The sequence below is a fragment of the Pseudoalteromonas sp. P1-11 genome (genome assembly GCF_001399995.1).
Lineage (GTDB): Bacteria > Pseudomonadota > Gammaproteobacteria > Enterobacterales > Alteromonadaceae > Pseudoalteromonas > Pseudoalteromonas atlantica.
In genome coordinates this window covers 125,835-149,601 of the sequence record NZ_LJSP01000005.1, presented here as the reverse complement: position 1 = coordinate 149,601, position 23,767 = coordinate 125,835, and the positions used below count along the sequence as shown (strand labels likewise).

Annotated in this window: 17 protein-coding genes; 12 read left to right on the top strand and 5 right to left on the bottom strand. The window is 40.6% G+C overall.

All coding sequences use genetic code 11. The features are described from left to right. The first annotated feature begins 1 nt into the window (after position 1). From rng to tldD, 4 genes are read left to right on the top strand one after another with little or no spacing between them, the layout of a single operon-like run. Positions 2-1,474, top strand: a complete 1,473-nt coding sequence (gene rng / locus AN390_RS11150; protein WP_004585759.1) for a ribonuclease G — start codon at positions 2-4, stop codon at positions 1,472-1,474. Next, a complete protein-coding gene (locus tag AN390_RS11145) occupies positions 1,474-5,331 on the top strand; it encodes a YhdP family protein (RefSeq protein WP_055254585.1) in 3,858 nt (1,285 codons plus the stop codon). Before rng ends, AN390_RS11145 begins: the two co-directional genes overlap by 1 nt. Beyond that, the gene (locus tag AN390_RS11140) at positions 5,328-6,155 is read left to right on the top strand and encodes a carbon-nitrogen hydrolase family protein (protein ID WP_055254583.1); all 828 of its coding nucleotides are present in this window, start codon (positions 5,328-5,330) and stop codon (positions 6,153-6,155) included. The genes AN390_RS11145 and AN390_RS11140 overlap by 4 nt, the downstream gene beginning before the upstream one ends. Further along, the gene (tldD, locus tag AN390_RS11135) at positions 6,152-7,591 is read left to right on the top strand and encodes a metalloprotease TldD (RefSeq protein WP_055254581.1); all 1,440 of its coding nucleotides are present in this window, start codon (positions 6,152-6,154) and stop codon (positions 7,589-7,591) included. The genes AN390_RS11140 and tldD overlap by 4 nt, the downstream gene beginning before the upstream one ends. A 50-nt stretch (positions 7,592-7,641) precedes the next feature. Here tldD and AN390_RS11130 read toward each other — a convergent pair whose 3' ends face one another. The 3 genes from AN390_RS11130 to gorA all read right to left on the bottom strand — a co-directional run bounded on the left by AN390_RS11130 (position 7,642) and on the right by gorA (position 10,947). Further along, complete coding sequence (locus AN390_RS11130; protein WP_055254579.1) at positions 7,642-8,478, bottom strand: mechanosensitive ion channel family protein; 837 nt, start codon at positions 8,476-8,478, stop codon at positions 7,642-7,644. 209 nt (positions 8,479-8,687) lie between these two features. After that, entirely contained in the window at positions 8,688-9,272 is a 585-nt protein-coding gene (locus AN390_RS11125; RefSeq protein ID WP_236695094.1) for a hypothetical protein, read from the bottom strand. 313 nt (positions 9,273-9,585) lie between these two features. Next, positions 9,586-10,947 carry a glutathione-disulfide reductase gene (gorA, locus tag AN390_RS11120; RefSeq protein ID WP_055254577.1) on the bottom strand — a complete coding sequence of 454 codons (1,362 nt, stop codon included), beginning with the start codon at positions 10,945-10,947 and terminating at the stop codon, positions 9,586-9,588. 226 nt (positions 10,948-11,173) lie between these two features. Between gorA and prlC the strand changes: the two genes are divergently transcribed. The 6 genes from prlC (at position 11,174) to AN390_RS11090 (ending at position 19,054) form a co-directional block, all read left to right on the top strand. Next, on the top strand, positions 11,174-13,225 hold the full coding sequence (gene prlC, locus AN390_RS11115) for an oligopeptidase A (protein ID WP_055254575.1): 2,052 nt from the start codon (positions 11,174-11,176) through the stop codon (positions 13,223-13,225). 131 nt (positions 13,226-13,356) lie between these two features. Further along, the gene (locus tag AN390_RS11110) at positions 13,357-14,538 is read left to right on the top strand and encodes a PleD family two-component system response regulator (protein ID WP_055254574.1); all 1,182 of its coding nucleotides are present in this window, start codon (positions 13,357-13,359) and stop codon (positions 14,536-14,538) included. A gap of 50 nt (positions 14,539-14,588) precedes the next feature. Then, positions 14,589-15,344 carry a class I SAM-dependent methyltransferase gene (locus AN390_RS11105; RefSeq protein ID WP_004585768.1) on the top strand — a complete coding sequence of 252 codons (756 nt, stop codon included), beginning with the start codon at positions 14,589-14,591 and terminating at the stop codon, positions 15,342-15,344. Positions 15,345-15,588: 244 nt separating this feature from the next. Further along, entirely contained in the window at positions 15,589-16,218 is a 630-nt protein-coding gene (locus AN390_RS11100) for a TnsA endonuclease N-terminal domain-containing protein (protein ID WP_055254572.1), read from the top strand. Continuing rightward, positions 16,215-18,056 carry a Mu transposase C-terminal domain-containing protein gene (locus tag AN390_RS11095; RefSeq protein ID WP_055254570.1) on the top strand — a complete coding sequence of 614 codons (1,842 nt, stop codon included), beginning with the start codon at positions 16,215-16,217 and terminating at the stop codon, positions 18,054-18,056. Before AN390_RS11100 ends, AN390_RS11095 begins: the two co-directional genes overlap by 4 nt. After that, complete coding sequence (locus AN390_RS11090; RefSeq protein WP_055254569.1) at positions 18,053-19,054, top strand: TniB family NTP-binding protein; 1,002 nt, start codon at positions 18,053-18,055, stop codon at positions 19,052-19,054. The genes AN390_RS11095 and AN390_RS11090 overlap by 4 nt, the downstream gene beginning before the upstream one ends. Positions 19,055-19,286: 232 nt before the next feature. On the opposite strand, the gene AN390_RS11085 is transcribed toward AN390_RS11090, so the two are convergent. Both AN390_RS11085 and AN390_RS11080 read right to left on the bottom strand, forming a co-directional pair. Continuing rightward, positions 19,287-20,183, bottom strand: a complete 897-nt coding sequence (locus tag AN390_RS11085) for a TIR domain-containing protein (RefSeq protein WP_055254567.1) — start codon at positions 20,181-20,183, stop codon at positions 19,287-19,289. A 2-nt stretch (positions 20,184-20,185) separates the two neighbouring features. Next, a complete protein-coding gene (locus AN390_RS11080) occupies positions 20,186-20,470 on the bottom strand; it encodes a hypothetical protein (protein WP_029772097.1) in 285 nt (94 codons plus the stop codon). 530 nt (positions 20,471-21,000) lie between these two features. Between AN390_RS11080 and AN390_RS11075 the strand changes: the two genes are divergently transcribed. Together AN390_RS11075 and AN390_RS11070 are read left to right on the top strand one after the other, a co-directional pair. After that, entirely contained in the window at positions 21,001-22,017 is a 1,017-nt protein-coding gene (locus tag AN390_RS11075; RefSeq protein WP_201780874.1) for a DUF4238 domain-containing protein, read from the top strand. 398 nt (positions 22,018-22,415) lie between these two features. Continuing rightward, positions 22,416-23,666 (top strand): hypothetical protein, encoded by a 1,251-nt coding sequence (locus tag AN390_RS11070; protein ID WP_055254565.1) that lies wholly within the window; start codon positions 22,416-22,418, stop codon positions 23,664-23,666. Positions 23,667-23,767: the final 101 nt, after the last annotated feature.

Here is a 23,767-nt window from a genome sequence, read left to right as displayed (position 1 = left end):
CATGAGTACAGAATTACTAATAAATGTCACGCCAAGTGAAAGCCGTGTTGCCCTAATCGAAAACGGTGTATTACAAGAAATTCAACTAGAGCGAATAGGCAACCTAGGTATTGTAGGCAATATTTACTTAGGAAAAATAAGCCGCGTACTGCCAGGCATGCAAGCAGCTTTTGTAGATATAGGCCTAGAAAAAGCCGCTTTTTTACATGCATCAGACATAGTTAATAGCGCCTCAATAGTTGAGGGTGTAGACGACGAGCCAATTAAAAAAGTACAAGACATACGTGAGCTAGTACGCCAAGGCCAATACATTATGGTGCAAGTGGTTAAAGACCCACTAGGCACTAAAGGAGCAAGGCTTACTACCGATATCACTATTCCTTCGCGCTATTTAGTGTTTATGCCAGACGCTACGCATGTAGGTGTTAGCCAGCGTATAGAAACCGAAGAAGAGCGTGCGCGACTTAAAAAAATAGTGGCAGAATACGGCGACGATAATGGCAGTTTTATTGTTCGTACAGCGGCAGAGGGCGCCAGTGAAGCGGAGCTTAGGCACGATGCTGAATTTTTACGCAAACTGTGGCAAAAAATTGTATCACGTCGTAAAAAAACCAATAAAGCCAGTATATTACACGAAGACTTAACGCTTGCATTTAGAACCCTGCGCGACTACGTAGGTGAAGATATGGAGCGCATTAGAGTTGACTCTAAGCTAACCTATCAAGAGCTAAAGCTGTTTACTGAAGAGTTTGTGCCTTTGCTTTCGCAAGCACTTGAGTATTACCCAGGTGAGCGCCCAATTTTTGACTTATTTGACGTTGAAACCGAAATTCAAAAAGCACTGCATCGTAAAGTCACGCTTAAGTCGGGCGGCTATTTAATTATTGACCAAACCGAAGCGATGACCACCGTTGATGTGAATACAGGTGCATTTGTAGGGCATCGTAATTTAGAAGAAACCATTTTTAATACCAATGTGGAAGCCACATCAGCCATTGCTAGGCAGCTACGCCTGCGTAACCTAGGCGGTATTATTATTATCGATTTTATCGATATGATCAGCGAAGATCATAAACGCAGAGTATTACATTCTCTAGAGTCAGCACTATCTAAAGACCGTGCAAAAGCCAACATAAACGGCTTAAGCGCATTAGGCTTAGTAGAAATGACCCGTAAGCGCACCCGCGAAAGCCTTGAGCATATTTTGTGTGATGTATGTCCGGCTTGCTCTGGGCGTGGCTCACAAAAAACAGTCGAAACCGTATGCTATGAAATACTGCGCGAAATAGTGCGCGTTAATCGCGCCTACGATGCCGATAAATTCATGGTGTATGCGGCACCTGCAGTAAGTGAAGCCTTACTCAATGATGAGTATCATAACCTTGCCGAACTTGAACTATTTATTGGTAAGCAGGTCAATATTCAAACAGAGAGCCTATACAGCCAAGAGCAGTTTGATGTGGTAATGATGTAATGAAAACGAAAGCGGTCTGTTTTTTTTGTTTTAGAAAGTTATGGCAAACCTGCGCCATAATTTTAGTATTACTGGCCGTGATTGTTTCTATTTTAAAGTACACTCTACCTTATGCAAACGACTACAAAGGCGATATAGAAACCTACCTGCACGATAAATTTGCCATTAGCCTTTCTATAGGCGCAATCTCTGCCAGTTGGCATGGCGCCGGCCCTGCCTTGGTATTAGAAGAGCTCTCCTTTAAAGATAACGAAACGGCGCCTATATCGCTCACTATTGCCAAAACAAGCCTAGAACTTAACCTATGGGAGAGCATTAAAGCCTTTCAGTTAAAGTCTAATTACTTTGTTATTAATGGCTTTCATACCAGTGTAAATATTCAAAATTTATTCAATAATACTAATAACGATGATGTCTCGTTTGAACAAAAAGAGTTAATTGAAGAGCTGTTTTTGGGAGATACAGGGCATTTTGCTATTGAAAATTCGAGTATTAATTTCATTTTAGAAGATGGTAGAGAGCGTAAATTATTACTCGAAAACATAGTATGGCAAAACCAAGAGGAACAGCATTTAGGAAGCGGCAGCCTCGCCTTGCCCGGCATTAGTGTTGGTAGCTTTGATGCACGTATCGCGCTTAGTGGCAAAACTATAGAGCAAATTGCGGGTGATATTTACGTACAAGTAAATAGCGTAGATGTGTCTAATTGGTTGGCGCAATATATTAATACTGAAAAACAACAGCTTTACACAGACATAAACTTAAAGTCTTGGCTTAAGCTCGAAAATGGTTTTATCAGCGATGTAAAAATGCAGTGGTTACCTAGCTTTGTACACTGGCAAAACAACCAACAAGCTAAACAAGTAAGCTTAAGCGAAGGGGGATTTCATTTATTTCCTGAGGCAAACGCTTGGCACTTAAAAAGCACGGGCCTAACATTTAGTAATAACGACACAACCTGGCCAAGTCTAGAATTTGAGGCAAACTTAGGTAAGCAAAATAAAGTGTGGCTGCAGCAGGTTGATCTTTCTTTACTGAGTAACTTGGCGTCGTTAACTAATTTTGAAGCATTACAGCCACTTTTAAACCGCAAACCAAGTGGTTTTATCGATCAAGCCTACCTAGAACTTAATCCAGATGAGCAATGGCAGTTATGGTTTTCAGCTAATAATATTGGCTGGCAAGAAGTGTCTGGTATTCCTGCTGCGCAGGCGCTGAGAGTCTCGGGGCTTATAAATCAGCAGCGCGGGCGAGTGCAGCTATTTGGCGAAAATGGGACTTTAATAACCGGCGACAGCTTCAGTAAAAATATTGATTACAACCAAATTAATATCGATCTGGATTTAGCAAAAACAGATAATTACTGGAATGTAAGCAGTAATAATATTTGGTTTGATAATAACGAAGTTACCTTAGCGGCTGAGCTAAATGTAAGCCTTAGCGACGATCCTCGCTTAGATCTATACGCAGAAGCCTATGCAGAGGATGCCACAGTAGCAGGGCACTACTTTCCGTTAAAGGCAATGAGCCCTCAACTTGTAAGCTACTTAAACGGCGCAATAAAAGGGGGCGAAGTAGCTAAGGCGCAAGTATTATTTGCAGGCCCGCTTTCAGGTTTTCCTTTCACCGATGGCAGCGGCCAATTTGATGTACTCGCGCAAATAGATAATGCAACATACGCGTTTGACCCCAATTGGCCGGCAGTAACTAACGCCAATGTGCAGTTGCACTTTGCCAACGAGCGAATGGATATTTATAGCCAGCAAGGCCAGTTAGTTAATTTAGAAGTAGGCGATAGCGTGCAAGTGAGTATTGCCGATTTAATGCACGCTGATGAACTCATTGTACAAATAGATAAACGCGCGCAAATGGAAAAACTGCATGACTTTTTTGCAGCCACCCCGATTGCAAACCCACTGGCCAATATTTTTGAAGTGGTGCAGGGTAAAGGTCAAGCCGATGCAAGCGTAACTCTTTTAATTGGCTCTAAATTTAAAGGTGGAGCCAGTGTAAGCGGCAAAGTAAAACTAAACGATTTACCTGTTTATATTGCAGCCCCAGGCATTGCGCTTGAAAAACTAAGCGGCGAGCTCAGCTTTGAAAACGATACAATTAGCATGCAAAACGCCAGCGCTACATGGTTGGGTATGCCGCTTAGCATTAACTATAATAGTGCAAGCGAAGCACAGCAGTACACCGCTAATATTGATATAACGGCGTTACTAAATGCAGATACACTAACAACTCAGGCGCAAGGTGTACTGAAAGGGTACCTGAGTGGGCAAAGTGAAGTTGATATAGGCCTTGCACTTAATTTTACCGAGCAAGGCTTTAATTACCGCGCTCAGGTAAGCTCAGAGCTACGAGGGTTAACGAGCACGCTACCAGCGCCCTATGGCAAAACAAGTGAACAGGTTTGGCCGTTAACGGGCATAGTGCAAGGCGATGATATTTCAAATCTTATTACGGCTAATGCTAATCAGCAGCTATATTTTAATGCGATTTTAGAAAACGGTCAGTCGCAATTTAGTAATATGCATATTGTACTTGGTGAGCAAGATTTAGGGCTAAATCAAAAAGATTTAAGCGTTAATATCAACCTTGAACAAACGCAACTAGAAGCATGGTTTGAATTAATAGACCAAATAATTAAAGCCGCTCAAGCTAAGCCAGACCAGCAGGCTGAGGGTATTATGCCGCCATTAAATGAAGTGGTTGCGCATATTGATAAGGTTAATGCTAGCGACATTATTTTTAACGATTTTGAAATGCGCTTAGCGCCCCAGCAAAACGACTTATATTTAAAGCTTAATGCCAAAGAGCTGCGTGCTGACGTGTTTATTCCCAGCTCTCAGCCAAGCCAGCCGATACGTATAAATAGCGATTACTTAAGACTTAACTTTGCACCTAAAGTAGAAGAAGATCTTGAGATCACCGATGTACTGCCAGAGCAAAACCTAGCGTGGCTTAACACAGTACCTGCCATTGAATTTGAATGTGCAGATTGTAAAGTGGCAAGTTATCAGCTTGATAAAGTGAGCGCTTCGCTGGTCGGTGAAGGCGACAAGCTTACTATTTCTGAGCTTGTGGTTGATAAGGGCGACCATATTTTACGTACCAAAGGGCAATGGCAAGGTGGCTTTACGCAATTCAATGGTGAACTTAAAAGTGACGATATAGGCGCGCTATTTGATGAATTTGATATCACCACCGCTATAAAAGACTCAAAAGCCGATATTAACTACAACCTTGCTTGGCAAGGCGCCCCGTATGACTTTGATATACCTAGTTTGGGCGGTGAAGTTAAATGGGATTTAGGCGAAGGCCACATTGCTGAAATAAGTGATGGTGGGGCACGTGTATTTTCGCTACTTAGCCTTGACTCGCTAGTGCGTAAATTAAAACTCGATTTTAGAGATGTATTTTCAAAAGGCTTTTTTTATAACAGCTTAAAAGGCTCTATGCAGCTAGATAAAGGTATAGCCTACACAAAAGATACCAAAATGGATGGCGTACCAGCCGATTTAACGATTAACGGCTATGCTAATTTAAACACCCTTGAAATAGATTACGATTTAGCAGTGGCACCGCAAGTAACATCTAGTATTCCGGTTATTGTGGCTTGGATGGTTAATCCCGTCACAGGGCTTGCCGCTTTAGCGCTTGATAAGGTTATTCACTCAGCAAGGGTGATCTCCGAAATTAACTTTAAAGTAACCGGCAAAATGAATGACCCTGTGGTACAAGAGCTTGAGCGTAAAAGTAAAGAAGTTACCTTACCGCAAGCTGCGCAAAATCAGCCGCAAGCGGCCAGTACACTCACACTTAAAGATGCCGCGGTAACAGCAACACAATGAGTACGCTAAACGCCAATATAATTGCTTTGCAAATGTGCTCAGGCACCAATCCCGACGAAAACATGGCAACCCTTGTCGAGGCGTTAAATAAACTCCCCGCAGCCAGGCCATTGCTTGTATGTTTACCCGAGGCGTTTTTAGTATTTAGTAAAAGTGGCCATGATACGCTAGCGGTTGCTAAACGTATTACTCACTACAAGCTGCAATTAAGTGCATTGTGTAAAAAGCATAATATTTGGTTAAATGCGGGCACCATCCCTGAGCCACACAAAAATAATAAATACTTTGCGGCCTCGCACTTATTTAATAGCCAAGGTGAATGCGTAGCCACGTATAATAAAATGCATTTATTTGATGTTGATGTGGCCGATAAAACCGCCAGCTATCGAGAGTCAGACTTTACTCAGGCAGGCGATGATGTGGTGGTTGTTGCTACACCGTTTGGTAAAATTGGCTTAACAGTATGTTATGATTTGCGCTTTAGCGGATTATTTAGCGCACTTACGCGCCAAGGGGCTGAAATAATTTTAGTGCCCAGTGCTTTTACACTCCCTACTGGGCAAGCACATTGGCAACCCTTATTAAAAGCACGCGCAATAGAAACGCAATGTTACGTTATTGCAGCTGCGCAGTGTGGAGCGCATCAAAATGGCCGCCAAACATACGGCCACAGTATTATTATTTCACCGTGGGGCGAGCAAATAGCAACGCTTGAAAGTGGGGTAGGGTTTATAAGCGGTTACGCCGACCTAAACCAGTTAAATAAAATTAGAAGAGATATGCCCGTGCAATCTCATCAACGATTTAGAGAGCATTTATTATGAATTCGGTTGAACAGCATTTATTACACGACAGCCAGCTAAATCGAGAAGAACTCGAAAAAACGCTTGGGTATATTCATCTGCATAAAGTGGATTACGCCGATTTATACTTTCAATCAAGCCATCATGAGTCATGGGTGCTTGAAGACGGCTTAGTAAAAGAAGGCTCGTACAATGTTGAGCGCGGAGTAGGTGTACGTGCCGTTAGTGGTGAAAAAACAGGGTTTTCTTACTCTGATGCCATTAACCTTGAAGCGTTAAACAAAGCCGCAACGGCGGCTCGTAGCATTGCCGATGCAGGCGAAGATAAAACCATTAAAGTATTTAGCGATGTGAAAGCAAAAGAGCAATTTGCCCCGCATCAGCCAATATCAAGCATGAGTGACAGCGATAAAGTGAATTTATTGCGTGAGCTTGAAAACTACATACGCGAACTCGCCCCTGATGCTGAACAGGTAATTAGTTCAATGTCGGCTGTATACGAAGAAGTATTAATTGCTGCCAGCGATGGCACGTTTGCTACCGATATACGCCCGCTTATTCGTTTAAACTGCTCCGTTTTACTTGAAAAAAATGGCCGCCGTGAACGCGGTGGTGCAGGGGGCGGCGCACGCTTAGATTATGGTTACTTTAAAGAACTAGTTGAAGGCAAGCCACGTTGGATGGGCTTTGCCGAAGAAGCAGTACGCCAAGCTAAAGTAAACTTAGAGGCAATTGATGCACCAGCAGGTACGATGGAAGTTGTACTTGGCAATGGCTGGCCTGGCGTGCTTTTACACGAAGCGGTAGGCCATGGCCTTGAAGGCGACTTTAACCGTAAAGGAGCTTCGGCATTTAGCGGTAAAGTGGGGCAAAAAGTAGCGTCTGAGCTGTGTACAGTAGTTGATGATGGCACCATGGCTGATCGCCGCGGTTCACTTAACGTTGACGATGAAGGCACGCCTGCAGCTTATAACGTACTTATCGAAAACGGTATTTTAAAAGGTTACATGCAAGATAAGCTCAATGCGCGTTTAATGGGTGTAAACCCAACAGGTAATGCACGTCGTGAGTCGTATGCGCATTTACCTATGCCGCGTATGACCAACACCTACATGCTAGGGGGCGAGCATAGCCAAGCCGATATTATAAGCTCAGTTAAAAAAGGGGTATTTGCACCAAACTTTGGTGGCGGCCAAGTAGATATTACTTCAGGTAAGTTTGTATTTAGCGCATCAGAGGCGTATTTAATTGAAAACGGTAAAATTACCCAGCCAATTAAAGGTGCAACACTGATTGGCAATGGCCCAGAGGTGATGCAGCATATTTCTATGGTAGGCAACGATTTAGCCCTTGATAAAGGCGTAGGTGTCTGCGGTAAAGATGGCCAAAGCGTTCCTGTAGGGGTAGGTCAACCAAGCCTTAAAATAGACCAACTTACAGTAGGTGGCACCGCATAAAACAATAAAGCGCGAAGCAATTCGCGCTTTATAGGTTACCAATGCGAGGTTTACGCCTCGCTTTGCTCTTCTTTGTTCTTCTTCGCCTGTTCGTACCACAAAGCCATAAAACACTCAGTTAATTTATGCTCTATTTCAAGCGCTTTGTTGGTTGGGCAAAATAGCGTAAAGCTTGCTTTAAACTCACCAAGCTCTGTAGTGCCAAAATGAATAACCGGTGCCGGACCTGAAATTTTGGCATCGAGTTTACGCTCTATCATCGAATTATAACGTGTTGCTACATCGTGAAACTCTTCGCAGTACAGCTTTGCCTGATTGACTAACTCGTCATGAATAACATAAGGGTTAAAGCTCTCTCTGCGTACAATAGTAAAATGATGAGTAACAAAGCGCTTTACGTAATTAAGGTTTTTAATTGAGCTGGTGATCAGCTTATTATTTGGTATATAAATTGTTTTGCGCGAAAACTGATAAGTGTGCATGTCTATTTCATGCATGGTGGTTTTTACCCAGTCTGTTTCGGCTACTTCGCCAAAATAGTCACCCACTTGTATCCAATCACCTACTCTAAATGGGCGGGTGGTAACTAGGTAAAAAAAGCCAATAACGCATTGTATAAACTCGCGTGTTGCAAGCACTATAGCCACTGCAAACGCAGCAATAGACAGCGCAAAATTTTGTATTTCGGTCGACCATACAAATAGCAGCGACAACACCATAACAAAATTAATAAAGTGCTTAATGTTATGAGTGATGTAACGAATGTCTTTTTCTTTTTTTTCTGCGCGGTTTCTTGCTAGTTTATCAACCAGTACTTTAAGCACAAATGCAATGGCAAGCACGAGCACAGAAACTAAAAAAGGGTGCATGAGTATGTCTTTAATCATAACTTCCAAATACGAGTAGCAATAGGCACGCTAAGTATATTGAGTAATCAAACCAATTAGCAAATTTAAGCTACACAAAATCACTTATACCAATTGTGTTAAGACATGAGCCATTTATAGCAATAGGTGAATAGCGTTATAACCCTATTAGCGCTTTATTTTGCACGCTAGAATGGCTAATACTTAATTAAACCGGTATTACTTAGCAGCTAGGCTGTTTGCTCTGTAATAGAGACCTGCGTGTGTTTAGCGTGTTTTTGGCAAAACAATACAAGCTCAATGGCAGCGATAAAAATAAGCGTGTAACCCAGGGTTTCTATGCCTTCCTCAATAATATTTTTAACGACCCGAACGTATTGTTCTCCCATAACTGAGTGCCAAAACTCGCCCTTGCCCATCATTCTCGAAAAAGCGAGTAAGGTCACTAAGCCAGATAGACAAATACCATAGCTCGGTGTTTGCGCATAGGCTTTTAACGAGCTGTAAATAAAGCCTCGTTGGGCTTTTAAGTAAAGTAGTACGCTCGCTAATAGTGTATATACAATTGCTTGCCATGCGCCATCAAACACATACATATCTAGGTAGGTGTCAAATTCTCTAACAAACATAGCAGCCGTCAAAGCAGCCAGTAACAGCGCGGCTATTTTAAGATCAGAGTGAATACGTGAGGCGTAGAAAAACAGCATACAACTTAAAAACGTTAAAATATCTTGCATGTGTTCGGTTAGTGTTTCTTCACTGTAAAGTGCATTTTGCTGTAAATCAAAACCTTCAAGCTGAATTAAAAAAGCCACACCTGCTAAGCATAATAAGTAAATAAAAGATCGCAGTAAAAACATATAAAAGCTCAAATAGAAAACAATGCGCGGCAGTTTAATTATAAAAATAGCTAAAAGCCAAAACATTATAGAAACTTTTTATAAATTTATCTGTCTAAGTTTTTTGCTGTTAAATTAATGGGTTATGTTTTTATTTTATGTATTTATGATGTGTTTTTTGTAATAAGTTGAGTTAATTAGTTGTGCTGCATAGGGTTAAATGCGTTAAGCATAAAAAAACCCTTACTAAAACATAGTAAGGGCTTTTAACGTTATAAGCAGAATATGCCTAGCGCATCGTCACAAACTCTTCTGAGCCTGTAGGGTGCAGTGCAACAACGGCATCAAAATCAGCTTTAGTTGCGCCCATTTTCATAGCAACCGCAAAGCCTTGAATCATTTCATCAACGGCAAAACCAATACCGTGTAAGCCAACTACTTTTTCTTCAGGGCCTACGCATACAAGCTTCATTGCACACGGTTGGCGGTGTTGTGTAACGGCTGTGTACATAGCGGCAAAGCCAGACTTGTACACTTTTACGTTTTCTTCGCCGTGGCGAGCAATAGCTTCTTGCTCGGTTTCACCAATAGTACCAATAGGTGGGTGGCTAAATACCACGGTAGGTACAAGGCTGTAATCCATTTTTAAATCATCAGGTAGGTCTTTATTAAATAAACGCTCTGATAGGGTACGGCCGGCTTTAACAGCGACAGGCGTAAGTTCTATACCGTGCTCAATAATATCGCCCACAGCATAAATACCAGGTACGTTTGTATTTTGATATTCATCTACTTTTACATAACCAGAGCTATTTAGTTCAACCCCTGCTGCTGCAATGTTAATTACATCGGTGCTTGGCTCGCGGCCAATAGCCCAAATTACTTGGTCAACATTTTGGCTGTAACCATTTTCAAAATGAATGGTTAAGCTACCATCGCTTTCTTTAACAATTTCTTTAGGCGAGCATTCGGTATGCAGTGTTGGGCCTTCTTTTTTCATGATCTCTACCAAGGTTTCAACCAGTAGCGTATCAAAATTACGAAGCGGCGCGTGTCTGCGTACAAATAAATGAGTTTCTGTGCCTAAACCATGTAGTACACCGGCAAGTTCTACAGCAATGTAACCTGCGCCAATTACCGCTACTCGCTTTGGCTGCTCTGTTAATTCAAAAAAGCCATTTGAGTCTATACCGTACTCAGCACCTGGAATATTAGGAGTATGCGGACGTCCACCTACTGCAATTAAAATATGATCGGCCGTGTAATGCTCACCGTTTACTTCTACGGTTTTGCTATCAACAAATTTAGCAAAACCATTAATTACGGTTACGCCATTGTTAGCTAAACCGTTGTCGTATCCTTTATGAATGCGACCAATGTACGCTTCGCGGCTCTCAACGAGTTTGCTCCAGTTAAAGTCTTTTACTTCTACGTTAAAGCCGTAATCAGGTGCGTATAAGTTAATTGCTTCAGCAACTTGTGCGCCATGCCACATTACTTTTTTAGGCACACAGCCTACATTAACACAGGTGCCGCCCATGTGTTTTGCTTCGATAAGCGCTACTTTAGCGCCACGCATTGCCGCACGGTTAGCAGAGGCAATACCGCCACTACCACCACCAATCGCAATGTAATCAAAATGCTGAGCCATGTTTTATCCTCAAAAAATATATTTAACTATAATGTGCCGATGATAGCATATGCTAAGTGCAAGTCACCCAGCGCGGCACGCTAAAAAGCTGATAAATACAACAAACGAAATTGTTTATTATGCCGATCAGTTTCATCCTAAGCTATATTAGACCCATTAATGGAGGCTTGTATTTCACCGTTTTGCCCCAACTTCAAATTCATAGTCAATTAAATTGAGAAAATTCATGAGCGAAGCACAAACAAATCCACTCATTGGCCTAGAAGGCTTACCCCCGTTTTCAAAAATAAAGCCAGAGTACGTAGTACCGGCACTAAAGCACGGTATAGAGCAATGTCGTAAAGCCATAGATGACGTGTTAGCGAAAGGCTCGTATACATGGAACGATTTAGTATTACCCCTTGAAGAAGCCGACGATAAACTCTCGCGTATGTTTTCACCAGTATCGCACCTTAACTCAGTCATGAATAACGACGAGCTGCGTGAAGCCTACGAGCAATGTTTACCACTTATATCTGAGTACTCAACATTTGTCGGGCAGCATCAAGGCTTGTACGAAGCGTATAATGCGCTTTATAACAGCGATGAATTTAAAACACTCAGCACTGCGCAACAAAAAACCATCACCAACGCCCTACGTGATTTTAAACTTTCAGGCATTGCATTATCAGCAGAAGATCAAAAGCGCTACGGCGAAATTAGCACGCGTTTATCTGAACTTGCCTCTAAATTTGGCAACAACGTAATGGATGCAACGCTTGCATGGCATAAACACATAACCGATGAAAGCCAATTGGCAGGCTTGCCAGAGTCGGCATTAGCGCTTGCTAGCGAAACAGCTAAAAGCAAAGGTTTAGACGGCTGGGTATTTACGCTTGATTTTCCGTCTTATTTACCGGTAATGACCTATGCAGATGACCGCGAGCTGCGCAAAGAAACCTACACGGCATTTTGTACGCGGGCTTCAGATCAAGGCCCTAATGCGGGTGAGTTTGATAACTCAGCCATTATGAAAGAAGAGCTTGCACTACGCCATGAGCTATCGCAGCTGTTAGGGTTTAATAACTACGCTGAAAAATCATTAGCAACTAAAATGGCTGAGTCGCCAGCGCAAGTTTTCTCCTTTTTAGAAGACTTAGCCGCTAAGTCTAAGCCTCAAGCAGAGCAAGAAGTGGCAGAACTAAAAGCCTATGCTGAGCAACACCATGGTATTACTGAGCTTCAAGCATGGGATTTTGGTTACTACAGCGAAAAGCTCAAGCAAGAAAAATACGCAATTTCAGATGAAGTACTGCGCCCTTACTTCCCTGCAGATAAAGTACTTAGCGGTTTATTTGAAACCGTTAACCGCCTTTTTGGTATTAAGGTAAAAGAAGTAAGCGACTTTGATAGCTACCACAGCGATGTTCGCTTTTTTGAAATTTTTGATAGCAGTAACACATTGCGCGGTCGTTTTTATCTTGATCTATATGCACGTGAGCGCAAACGTGGCGGTGCGTGGATGGATGACTGTATGGGGCGTAAAGTGCGCGCCAGCGGCGAATTGCAAACACCCGTGGCATACTTAGTGTGTAACTTTAATAAAGCGGTAGGCGACAAACCGGCGCTATTTACACATGACGAAGTAACCACGCTTTTCCACGAATTTGGCCATGGTATACACCACATGCTTACCCAAGTTGATGCTGCTCCTGTTGCTGGTATTAACGGCGTTGCATGGGATGCCGTAGAGCTACCAAGCCAATTTTTAGAAAACTGGTGTTACGATGAAGAAGCGCTGAGCTTTATTTCAGGCCACTTTGAAAGTGGTGAGCCATTACCTAAAGAGCTACTTGATAAGCTACTGGCTGCTAAAAACTATAATTCTGGCATGCAAATGCTGCGTCAGATTGAGTTTTCGTTGTTCGATTTTAAAATCCACCACGACTACCAGGCAAACCAAGAGTGCCAAATTCAAGCGATTTTAAACGATGTACGTAGCCGCACGTCGGTGGTTAACCCGCCTGAGTTTAATCGTTTTCAACATGGCTTTAGTCATATTTTTGCAGGTGGCTACAGCGCCGGTTACTACTCGTACAAATGGGCTGAGGTACTCTCTGCCGATGCATTTTCTAAATTTGAAGAAGACGGTATTTTTAACGCCGAAACAGGTAAAGCCTTCTTAGAAAATATTTTAGAAAAAGGCGGCAGTGAAGAACCTATGGAGTTATTTAAAAAGTTCCGTGGTCGCGAGCCAAATGTTGATGCGCTACTGCGTCACAGTGGTATAGCTGCATAAACAACTAGTTAACCTTATAAAGCGCCTATATGGCGCTTTTTTTATGTTTTTTAATATATTGGCCAATTGTTTTTAGTAATTTTAACCTCCCGTACTATGCTTTGTGTATACGCAGCAAAATGGACTAGGGCATGGCAAAGTTGGTACTAACGATTGATGACGATTTGTATGTTCATCGAATTATTGAAGAGGCTTTAGCAGGCTTTTGTAAGCTTATTCACGCTAAAGATGGCGAACAAGGACTTAAGCTAGCCAAAAAGCACACGCCCGACATAATTTTACTTGATATAGAAATGCCCGGTAAATCCGGCTACCAAGTATGCCAAGCACTAAAAGAAGATGAGTCAACACACGATATACCCGTTATGTTTTTGTCCTCTAAGGTGGAGCTTAACGATAGAGTAAAAGGCTACAGCGTAGGCGCATCTGACTACATCATAAAACCCTTCAACACCGAAGAGCTAATGGCACGCATTAAAGTGCTTTACGAGTACCGGCAGCAATGTGAAAAGCTAAAATTTGATGTAGCTAAAGCGCAAGATACCGCCGCAATGGCCTTGGCAGAGTCTGGGGATATGGGGCGTATTGTTAGGTTTGTGGGGCAAAGCTATCACTCTCATAACTTTCAGTCATTAAGCGAGCACTTGCTTGCCTTTTTTAGCCCGTTTAATTTAGACGTGGTTATTGTGTTTTGGTATCAAGGGGGGAGCTATTTTTATAGTTTAGAAAGTGGTGTATGTCCGCTTGAGCAGGAGCTTTTAGAGCAGCACCGTAATGCCAATCGGTTTGTTGATATTGGTAGCAGCACCATTATTAACTACCCCAAAATATCTTTATTAATTAAAAATATGCCGGCTGATAATCGTGCTTTATACGGCCGTTATAAAGACTTATTCCCGCACATACTCGAAGTGACAAACGAAAAGGTCGTTGCTATGGAAAGAAACGAAAATAGCTTTGAACAAGCCACCCAAATTAGCACTGCTTTGCAAGATATAGTAAAGCAGCTTACCAGCCAAAATGTTGTACAAAACGACTACACAAGGCAGTTTATAGAGCAGCTTCATGAACTCAACTGTGCAATTAAGCAAACGCAAGCACACGCCAATCCTGCTGATTTAACTTTATACATGTCGCAATTAGACGAAACTATGCAGCTGCTAGTAACCGCAAATAGTGATTTAGCGTTTATAAAGTACCAGCTTAAACAAGTGACCGAGAGCCGCAACGAATTATTGTGCAACTTACGCTCTAAAGTAGAGGAGGCCAGCTCACATAGTCTTGCGCATCAAAGCGATATAGAGCTATTTTAGTGCTTTAACGCTTGTTATACTGCAGCTGAAATTTTTCGTCGGAGTGTGTAGTGGTTATTCAGTGTGCTTTTAAAGAGTGTCGCCCATATTTAAATGAGCTAGAAACGCGTTTTAACTTAGCCCAATGGGCGCAAAGTTGTAGCGGTTTTACTCTGCATTACGACGATAAAGGCCTTAGCCTTTTAAAAAGCGACGAGCCTAAACTTGGCGCAATAAACGTAGACTTTGTAACAGGTGCAGTTGCTCACAGGCGTAAGTTTGGCGGCGGCAAAGGCCAATCAATCGCAAAAGCGGTAGGGTTAAATAAAGGCGCAACCCCTGTTGTACTTGATGCCACCGCCGGGCTTGGCCGAGATGGCTTTGTGCTAGCGTCACTTGGCTGTAAGGTTATACTGCATGAGCGCCACCCTGTGGTAGCAGCTTTATTATTTGATGGCTTAAAACGCGCTTACGAAGATGCAGAGATTGGTTCGTGGATGCAGCAAAATATGAGCTTAGTGTTTGGCTCAAGCCACACGTTGTTAGAGCAGTGCGAGAGCATGCCCGATGTAGTGTATTTAGATCCTATGTTTCCACACCGAGAAAAATCAGCGTTAGTTAAAAAAGAAATGCGCGTATTTCAGGCATTAGTAGGCGCAGATACCGACGCCGATGACTTACTTGAATTCGCCTACCCACTTGCCAGTAAGCGTGTGGTAGTTAAACGCCCCGATTACGCCCCATTTTTAAACAATCAAACCCCCAGCATGCAAATTAAAACAAAAAAGAACCGTTTTGATGTGTATGTAAAAGCGGCCATGGTTTAACGGCATTTAGCGTGTTGATCGGCTTTAAGGATCTAGTGTCGCTGCAACCATAGTTTGACATAATACAACCATACCTTGACATAATTAAAGCCATACTTTGACATAAAGCCCCTTATTAAAAATGATGATAATAATTAATGGTATTAAAATCAATGTGTTGAATTTATATTAAACCATAGTGTGACATAGTGATTTTTTATTTGTATAGTATGTGTACTAAAATTATAAAAATAAATATTTACTTATGTATATACGTAACTTAAGAAAGCCATCTCCAAATAAAAATGTATTCAAATTTGCGAGCACTAAAGTTAGTAGTGTAATTATGTGTGAGAGCTCATTAGAGTTTGATGCATGTTTTCATCATGAATATAACGACTTGATAGAGAGTTTTGGGAGTCAGCCTGAAGGCTTTAAATATGAGTTTATGGGTAAAAGCTTACCTTACACACCAGATGCACTGATTTCATATACAGATAAAACCCAAAAATACCACGAATATAAGCCCTATTCTAAAATTGCTTCTCCACTATTTAGAGCTGAATTTGCTGCCAAAAGAGCTGCATCATTAAAATTGGGAATTGATCTTGTTTTAGTCACTGATAGACAGATTAGGGTAAATCCAATATTAAACAACTTAAAGCTATTACACCGTTACTCAGGTGTTTTCGGTATAAGTAGCATTCAAAAAGAGTTACTTAATTTTATTCATAAATCTGGGGCAATTAAGCTAAATGATATAAGCCGCCAGATTGGCTTACCTATTGGCGAGGCTCGCTCTTATTTATTCGCACTAATGGGTAAGGGATTGATCAAAGCTAACTTAGGTATTGATGATCTAACTAATAATCCAACCTTGTGGGTTACACCATGACAGATTTTTTTAATGAATTTGATGAATCACTAGCGCCATTAAAACCACAAACGCCCACACAGTACGTCAAATTAGATGATGCCAACTTAACCCAGCGTGATCTGGATACCTTTACTGACGCTTTAAAAAACCAAGCGCTACAAAGGTATAAGCTAATTAGCACTATAGATAAAAAACTTTCACGCGGCTGGACCCAACGAAATTTAGATCCTATTTTGGATGAGCTTTTTAAAGGAGGTGACGTAGTTCGGCCAAATTGGCGGACTGTTGCTCGTTGGCGTAAAAAGTATATTGACAGCAACGGTGATATTGCCTCCCTTGCTGATAAAAACCACAAAATGGGAAACAGAACTAACCGTATAAAAGGGGATGATAAATTTTTTGATAAAGCATTAGAACGATTTTTAGATGCTAAAAGACCTACTGTTGCAACAGCATACCAGTATTACAAAGACCTAATTGTTATTGAAAATGAGAATATTGTTGAAGGCAAAATTCCAATCATATCTTACACTGCTTTTAATAAAAGAATTAAAGCAATACCCCCATACGCGGTGGCTGTAGCAAGGCATGGTAAATTTAAAGCAGATCAATGGTTCGCGTACTGTTCAGCACACGTGCCACCGACAAGAATATTAGAGCGGGTAGAGATTGATCATACACCACTTGATTTAATCCTACTTGATGATGAGTTATTTATTCCCATTGGAAGACCTTACCTAACATTACTTATTGATGTATTTAGTGGTTGTGTCCTTGGTTTTCATCTTAGTTATAAATCTCCTTCATATGTATCTGCGGCTAAGGCTATTACTCATGCTATTAAACCAAAGAAACTTGATGCTATGAGTATACAATTACAAAATAATTGGCCTTGCTTTGGTAAATTTGAAAACTTAGTTGTAGATAATGGTGCTGAATTTTGGTCTAAAAATCTAGAGTATGCTTGTCAGTCAGCAGGAATAAATATCCAATATAACCCTGTACGCAAACCTTGGCTAAAGCCTGTCGTAGAGCGTTTTTTTAAAGTCATAAATCAGTATTTAATACCAGAATTTCCAGGAAAAACATTCTCAAATATTTTAGAAAAAGAAGAATATAAACCTGAAAAAGATGCAATTATACGTTTTTCAACGTTTGTAGAAGAGTTCCAACGCTGGATTGTAGATGTATACCATCAAGATAGTGACTCTCGTGAAACGCATATCCCAATCAATAAGTGGCAACAAGGATATGATGTCTATCCTCCTTTAGCTATGAGTGAAGAAGAAGAAGCGCGTTTTACTATGTTAATGCGTATCTCTGACTCAAGAACGTTAGGTAGAAATGGTATAAAGTTTGAAGAGCTAATGTATGACTCGACTGCTTTAGCTGATTATCGTAAACATTATCCGCAAACTAAGGAAACTGTAAAAAAACTGATTAAAGTCGACCCTGATGACATTTCAAAAATTTATGTTTACTTAGAAGAGCTTGAAAGCTACCTAGAAGTACCTTGTACAGATCCTACCGGTTATACGGATGAGCTAAGCATCTATGAACATAAAACAATAAAAAAAATTAATAGAGAAACCATTAGGGAATCTAAAAATAGTCTGGGCTTAGCTAAAGCACGCATGGCTATTCATGAGCGAGTAAAGCAAGAGCAAGAAGCTTTTACTGCATCAAAAACTAAAGCAAAAATTACAACCGTCAAAAAGCAAGCTCAAATAGCTGATGTAAGCAACACAGGAACGGGCACTATTAAGGTCTCTGAAGAAAGTGCAGCCCCTGTGCAAAAACATATAAGTAACGATAATTCTGACGACTGGGATGATGACTTAGAGGCATTTGAATGAATGCCTTAACAGAGATACAGATAGAGAAGTTACGGAACTTTAGCGATTGCATCGTTATGCACCCGCAAATTAAAACAATTTTTAATGACTTTGATGAATTAAGATTAAACCGTAAATTTCAGTCAGACCAACAGTGTATGCTATTAATTGGTGATACAGGTGTTGGAAAAAGTCATACCATTAATCACTACAAAAAAAGAGTTCTAGCTACACAGAATTATAGTCGAAACACTATGCCAGTCTTAGTAAGTCGTATATCTAGGGGGAAAGGCTTAGATGCTACTTTAGTCCAAATGCTGGCAGATCTGGAGCTATTTGGAAGTAGTCAAATTAAAAAGCGAGGCTACAAAACAGACCTTACTAAAAAGCTTGTAGAGAGCTTAATTAAAGCTCAAGTAGAGCTACTCATCATTAATGAGTTTCAGGAGTTAATAGAGTTTAAAAGCGTACAAGAACGACAACAAATTGCAAATGGGTTAAAGTTTATTAGTGAAGAAGCCAAAGTGCCAATAGTACTGGTTGGTATGCCTTGGGCTGCAAAAATAGCTGAAGAACCTCAATGGGCTTCTCGCTTAGTTAGAAAAAGAAAACTTGAATACTTTAGCCTAAAAAATGACAGCAAGTACTTTCGCCAATATTTGATGGGGTTAGCTAAGAAAATGCCATTTGATGTACCTCCTAAGCTTGAAAGTAAAAATACCACAATAGCGTTGTTTGCTGCATGTCGAGGTGAGAATCGAGCTCTTAAACATCTACTGTTGGAGGCTTTAAAATTAGCACTAAGTTGTAATGAGTATCTTGAAAATAAACATTTTATTACTGCTTATGACAAGTTTGATTTTTTTAATGATAAGGAAAAACTAAAATCAAAAAATCCTTTTAAACAAGACATTAAAGATATTGAAATTTATGAGGTAATCAAAAACTCATCTTATAACCCAAATGCATTAGACCCAGAAGATATGCTCACAGATCGAGTGTTTGCAATAGTAAAGTAAATCGAACCAGCCTAGCCTGATTAAAGGTGTTAAAGCGGAGATTCAAACGGATAAGTCATCAGATTAGCTTCGTGTGATTAAATCAAGCCTGACAGTTGCATATGTGCCACATCATTCAAAAAGAAAGTGGAAAAAGCAAGACGCGATTCCATAGCCTTCCTATCCTTTTTCAATTAAATTCTCGCCAATTTAATAACCGCAATAGTGGGCCTTCGATTGTGGTGTGCGCACATCAAGCGCGCATTGCTTTGTTCCAATCTATACTGTGCCCAGCCGCTTCAAGTTCACGCGCGAGAGCCTGTTTCCAGCCGCCACTACTGTCCATTGTTTCCCATACAACACCCGCGAAATCACTAGGTATTTCTAACGTACCACGTTTGAGAGCACATACTTTTTCTCGGCCCAAGCGGCCAATGAAGTAACCCAGTTCCAATAATACATTTTGACGAGCTCGAGGCTCAAGTGCCCTTCCTTTTACACGGCCCTCATCATCCGGTGTGAGAAGGACTACCGCAAACCCAACATCGCTGTTTGCAACGACTTTTTCGATAATTGTTCTCCCTTGATTAGCCTGTTCATGGAGAATAACGGCCTCCAAACCAATGCGTTCCAGAAAACGAGCCACAGTTTCCCGAGCACCATTGTCGTGCCCATGAACGATAAACACCTTTCGTGAGACTGGTTGCTTCAACACAGTTTCAATACTCCCCTTCGATTGAACATAGTTCTTGTAATCACGCGCAAAGGGAATAATGAGTTGCCCAGTGAGCGCATGGATACCAGCGATGATTTTATTTCCAGAGTAGAAGAAATGATGACTAAAGTTGATAGCGTAACGTGGGTCATTAGCCAGTTTATCTATAAGAAGCAATGTTAAACCCATCGTTTTTTTGAGGTCATCTGGCCAAGCAAGTTGGGCACTCCCGACCATGCTGCCCCCAGTTTTTTCGCTTTCAGCAATGAAAGCGTCGAAGTCAACTCCTTCCGTCAGTTCCTCATTGTAAGGTTCAAGGTCGGTATGCCGTAACAATTGCCCTAGCTTTTTCAATGGGCGTTCATAAGTCTGCAACTGCGAGTTCTGTAAGTCTAGGATTGCGTTGTTAATTTCTCCGAAAATATCTTGGGTCATCACTAATTCTCGTCAGGTTGCAATCTGGCCTCAGCGGCCTTTTGAAGAATCGTTTCTCTATAGCTTTCTTTCATTTGTTCGGTGAGCGAATCGACGATAGGGCTACTGGCATAAGGTTCAATGCGGTTATCAATAATTTGGCTAACTGATTGGATGGCAGCCTCAATACTGGCAGGATCATGAGGATCAAAGTTAACGACGCCCAACTCTCCATCTAGTTCATTCAATGCTTGCTCTGCATTTTTTAGATCTTTCTGCAGTTTATCAAGCCCAGTAATTTTAAACATGGTTCCCTCCTGTTTATGGTGTGTCAGTGCATCTTTGAGCTTTAACGCCGCGCTCTGCAGCATATTTCTGCCGACTTAACGCTCATTTAACTATTTATATAGTTTTAACAAATAACCTAAGATATTACTATCACTAAGTTTTTTAAAACTTTAAAGTAAAGTTAAATAGAACAATATACGCCCGTCGCTTATTTTCATGAATATATGAGCAAAGAGCAATTTTATCAATCAGTTAACCATTACATTTAGCCTATCTCAATGACCGGTAATCGCTCTTTGCCGAAGTTCGACTTAATGCCATAAGCTGCCCTTCCGGTTTAACTCATTTCTGCCCCATTATGTGTTTCAATTTAATACCAACTCTACGCGGAAAAGTATAATTGAACTTAGTTTTAGTAATACCATAAACCTTGAAAACTTACTTAGATAACGCATTTAACTAGGTGGGTAAAACCCGTTTGTCACTATAGTATTGTTAATATACTCGACTATGGCACACTAATTGTTCAATCCCTGCAATGGAAAGTAATATGCTACAAGAACAGCCGTTGAAGAAAGCACATCAGCTAAAAAAGGAACATCATTATGTATGGGCTAACTATTTACGAAACTGGGCTATAGGTGATACCAAAAATAAAGTCTGGTTTAAGAAGGCTAAAGGTGGTTTTGCTTATGATAGTGTAAAGATGGTTGCGAAGGAGAAGCACTTTTACCAAATCAAGCCACTGACTAAAGATCATGTAAAGATAATCAGAATGATATCTTCCGAAAGTCAGTTGCATAAACAAAATATGGAGCTGCTCCAAAAATTTCTATTAATTCAGAAAATGGAGGAGTTTTACCAAACGAGTGGTAAGAAGAGTGTGGAAACAGAGAAGGAAATAGAAGCGCATAAACATAATACCCTAGAGAATTTGCATACTGCTTATGAAAGAAGCGCTGGGAAGACCATTTCTCTACTAATTAATCGAGACTTTTCTTGCTTAGATGATATGAAGCAATTGACTGCTTTTTGTAATTATCTTGGGCACCAGTTCACTAGAACAAAGCCATTTCGCGACATAGCACTACTGGTTATGTCAAAAGATGATTCTGAAAAAGCAAAATTAGTGCATCATATATCGACGGAGTGTTGGTGGTTTATAAGTCATATGCTAGGTCAAAACCTTGGTTACTCAATGTTCGTATCTCGAAAAGAGGACAATTATTGCCTTCTATTAAATGAGACTACTCAACCGTTTATCACGTCGGATAATCCAGTGATAAACGTTCATAAGGGTTTGACTAATGATATGACGCCTCCAGAGGATGACCAATTGGACTTGTACTATCCGTTGTCTCCAACAATTGCAATCATGGTTAGCAGTTCCCATCGTTTTCCTAGTGGGGAATCAATATTAACCCTTGATGATGTCAATGAGTTAAATACAAAGGTTGCTAAAGGTGCTTATGTAAACATATTTGGATGTAGTGAGGAGTCTTTGAAACCATATAGCAAGTTTGTTGGTGTCCGTCATGATCGAGCAAAACAGTTTGTAGAAAGGTAAAATGCGAGGGCCGATTCTTCCTTCTGACTTTTAAGGTTTCCCGTACTTTATTTAATCCGTTTTCAGCTAATTTAGCTAAGAAGCTGAAACACTTTTGTCCTGCTTCGAGTAAGTCGGATCTGGGCTGGCACATTTTTGCCCCAAAACGAGTTAACGTAAATGCTCTAAGGGGAGCTTTGAGCGAATAGCAGTCATTGAAAAGTTAAATTTATTTCCGCTTTTTTGAGTAGGAGCCTAATTTTGTCCGATAACATTATTAACTACCGTTTTGGTGCAAAATAACAAGCTTAATTCCTAGTTATTTTAATTACTTGCTTACATGTAATATACGCCGTTTTGGTGTGTTATAAACCACCAAAATGGTGTTCAATAAGCTGTTATAACTATAGGAGACAAATGTGCAAACAAAAATAAAGCAATGGTTAGATGAGCAAGAAATTAGTGAAGAGGCGAAGTCGGTATTTGAAGAATCGTTAATCTGTTATAACTCTAAAGCATGGAGAAGTGCTTTACTAATGTCTTATGTTGGCTTCTTAACCATTGTAAGAGATCGTATTTTAAGTGCTTCAATGCCTTCAGGTTTTCTTGAACCAGCTTGGGATCAAAAAGGGCGAGACCTCCGTAATCCCGATAAATGGGATGCGAATGCGTTTTCATGTACGCAGCAAAAGTCACCTGCTCCCATATTTGTCGTCTCTGAAGACTTACGTCATCAGGTTGAATTTTGGAAAAATAGACGAAATGATTGTGCCCACTCTAAACCGAACTTAATTACTGCTGGACATGTAGAATCATTTTATTCATTTTTAATATCTAATGCTTCAAAGTTTGTAGTCAATGGTAGCCGCAATAGTTTATTAGATCGTATTAAAGATCACTATAACCCAGATAAAACCCCTATAAATACTCCTGTTGATGAATTGATAGCTAGCTTGAATACATCAGTAGAAAGTAGTGAACTTGACGACTTTATTGATGAAATTTTTGTATATCTTGATAGTACTAAAACTAGCTATGAGGTTATGACTGGTGCGATCTGTGGCAATAAAGTTCAATTCATTGAAGCGATATACAGACTTGGTAGCACAGACGTCAAATCAGTAACGCTAAATAAGTTGTTGGTTTCTCCAGAGCTAGCTCTGTCGGTCTTGAGGAAAAATAATCAATTTTCAAATGAATTGACTGGACAACCTGCACTTATAAGGACTATTTGGAGAAGTCATTTGTTTAAAAGTAATATGAATGACTTTGGGCTATTATGTTCTTTGATAAATAATGGGCTAATTCCACAGGAACAAATGAATGAGGTGTTTGAGATAGTGTTTGAGGTTGATATCCAACCAAATAACCTAGAGCAACGAACTTTAGAACTAAACGATTTTAATGTTTTTGTAAGATCAAAAATAGATAACGGAATATTCAGGAACTTCTCTGCAGCCAACTCAGCTAGAAAACACATAATAAGTTACCTTGATAGTATTACTTTGGATGATGCTATATGCGAAAAAATATACGATGATTTCAACAATCCATGGGTAGCCGATGATCTAGCTAGTGCTCTCAACAGCTATTTTGCAGAAAACTCCAATAAAGTATCTGAATATCAAGCTCATAGACGAAATTGCCCCTCAGGATTAAATGGGTTGTAACTATTGTTATAAAAGCAAAGGGGTCAAATCTTGACTCCAGACATTATTCTCCTGACCGTCTGTAAATGGCACTTTGAGGAAGCTCGGCTCGGAGCGAAAAG